Raw genomic sequence first — 2,367 nt, 5'->3', positions numbered from 1 at the left:
CTGGGGCCGCTGCGCAGCCCAGCGGGAGCAAGCTCCCTCGCCACAACAAGCCATTCCGACAAATAAAGCAGCCGGTTACTTAGTAGCGGTAAGCGTGCGGCTTGAACGGGCCTTCGACGGTGACGCCGATGTAGTCAGCCTGTTGCTTGGTCAGTTGGGTGACCACGCCGCCGAAGCCGCGAACCATTTCCAGGGCCACTTCTTCGTCGAGTTTCTTCGGCAGGACTTCAACGGTCAGACGCTCGGCTTTCTGCGCTGGCGACAGGTCGGCGTATTTCTGGCCGAACAGGAAGATCTGTGCCAGTACCTGGTTGGCGAACGAACCATCCATGATGCGGCTCGGGTGACCGGTGGCGTTACCCAGGTTCACCAGACGGCCTTCGGCCAGCAGGATCAGGTAGTCATCGTTCTGTGGGTCGAAGCTGCCGGCACCGGTGCGGTGAACCTTGTGCACCTGTGGCTTCACTTCTTCCCATGCCCAGTTCTTGCGCATGAAAGCGGTGTCGATTTCATTGTCGAAGTGACCGATGTTGCAGACCACGGCGCGCTTTTTCAGGGCTTTGAGCATGTTCGCGTCGCAGACATTGACGTTACCGGTGGTGGTCACGATCAGGTCGATCTTGCCCAGCAGCGCTTTGTCGATGCTCGCTTCGGAACCGTCGTTGATACCGTCGATGAACGGCGACACCAGTTCGAAACCGTCCATGCAGGCTTGCATGGCGCAGATCGGGTCGACTTCCGACACCTTGACGATCATGCCTTCCTGACGCAGGGATTGAGCCGAGCCCTTGCCCACGTCACCGTAACCGATGACCAGCGCTTGCTTGCCGGACAGCAGGTGGTCGGTGCCGCGCTTGATCGCATCGTTCAGGCTGTGACGGCAGCCGTACTTGTTGTCGTTCTTGGACTTGGTCACCGAGTCGTTGACGTTGATGGCCGGGATCTTCAGCTCGCCCTTGGCCAGCATGTCCAGCAGACGGTGCACGCCAGTGGTGGTTTCTTCGGTCACGCCGTGAACGCGATCGAGCACTTGCGGATATTTCTTGTGCAGCAGCTCGGTCAGGTCGCCGCCGTCGTCGAGGATCATGTTGGCGTCCCATGGCTGGCCATCCTTCAGGATGGTCTGCTCCAGGCACCACTCGTACTCTTCTTCAGTCTCGCCTTTCCAGGCGAACACCGGGATACCGGCGGCAGCGATAGCGGCAGCGGCCTGATCCTGAGTGGAGAAAATGTTGCAGGACGACCAGCGTACTTCGGCACCCAGAGCAACCAGGGTTTCGATCAGCACGGCAGTCTGAATGGTCATGTGGATGCAGCCGAGGATTTTCGCGCCTTTGAGCGGCTGCTCCGAGGCGTACTTGCGGCGCAGACCCATCAGGGCAGGCATTTCCGATTCGGCGATGATGGTTTCGCGACGGCCCCAGGCAGCCAGGGACATATCGGCAACTTTGTAATCGGTAAAATCGGCAGGCGTGTTGACAGCGCTCATGAAGAGCCTCCATTCGTAATGTATGCGAATGGGCGCCGTTGTGCGTTTAGTGTCCGGCGAGAGCCGGTCAACGCCCCATCCGAGCCTGACAGGTCGAACCTGCTGCAGCGCCCCTCGGACAGGTGGCGGGAAAACGGTAGTCAGTGAACGTTACCGTTTTTTGAAACGGGGGCGATTATAGCCGTCTGGGCTGATCTTCCAAAGGGTTTCTGTCGGCCAGATGAAGATCGCCAATGGCGACCATAGTCGCAGCTGCCTGGAGCCTGACCGATCAGTCTGCCAAGATGGGCGCATCTTTCGGCACGCGCTCAGGAGTGAACATGAATTTCCACACCCGCAAATGGGTTAAACCCGAAGACCTCAACCCCAACGGCACCCTGTTCGGCGGCAGCCTCCTGCGCTGGATCGATGAAGAAGCGGCGATCTACGCCATCGTGCAATTGGGCAATCAGCGTGTAGTGACCAAGTACATCTCGGAAATCAACTTCGTCAGCGCCTCGCGCCAGGGCGACATCATCGAACTGGGCATCACCGCCACCGAGTTCGGCCGCACCTCGATCACCCTGACCTGCGAAGTGCGCAACAAGATCACCCGCAAGAGCATCCTGACCGTCGAGAAGATGGTGTTCGTCAACCTCGGCGAAGACGGCCTGCCGGCGCCGCACGGGCGCACCGAGATCAAATATGTGAAAGACCAGTTCAAGGATGACGAAGCCGTTCAATAAGATCGGCGGCGCATCCTTCGCGAGCAGGCTCGCTCCCACAGGAATCACCTGTGCCTGTAGGAGCTGCCGAAGGCTGCGATCTTTTGATCTTGATCTTGATCTTGATCTTGATCTTGATCTTCAAAAATCAAGATCAAAAGATCGCAGCCTTCG

The 2,367-nt window shown here is 58.6% G+C and carries 2 protein-coding genes and 1 riboswitch; of the genes, one reads left to right on the top strand and one right to left on the bottom strand.

The genetic code is table 11. The annotated features are described in order from the left end of the window. Positions 1-79 precede the first annotated feature (79 nt). Entirely contained in the window at positions 80-1,489 is a 1,410-nt protein-coding gene (gene ahcY, locus DCO47_RS26565) for an adenosylhomocysteinase (RefSeq protein ID WP_039757587.1), read from the bottom strand. 23 nt (positions 1,490-1,512) lie between these two features. After that, a riboswitch (S-adenosyl-L-homocysteine riboswitch) is annotated at positions 1,513-1,611 on the bottom strand. Positions 1,612-1,809: 198 nt separating this feature from the next. On the opposite strand from ahcY, the gene DCO47_RS26560 reads away from it, so the two are divergent. Continuing rightward, positions 1,810-2,214 (top strand): acyl-CoA thioesterase, encoded by a 405-nt coding sequence (locus DCO47_RS26560; protein WP_016772772.1) that lies wholly within the window; start codon positions 1,810-1,812, stop codon positions 2,212-2,214. Positions 2,215-2,367: the final 153 nt, after the last annotated feature.

It is taken from the genome of Pseudomonas sp. NDM (assembly GCF_003105095.1).
GTDB classification, from domain to species: Bacteria; Pseudomonadota; Gammaproteobacteria; order Pseudomonadales; family Pseudomonadaceae; genus Aquipseudomonas; species Aquipseudomonas moraviensis_A.
This window is presented reverse-complemented; position numbering and strand designations above follow the sequence as displayed.

Excerpts from the sequence above, each read along its gene's own strand:
- ahcY (WP_039757587.1), bottom strand. The coding sequence starts at position 1,489 with ATGAGCGCTGTCAACACGCCTGCCGATTTTACCGATTACAAAGTTGCC.
- DCO47_RS26560 (WP_016772772.1), top strand. The coding sequence starts at position 1,810 with ATGAATTTCCACACCCGCAAATGGGTTAAACCCGAAGACCTCAACCCC.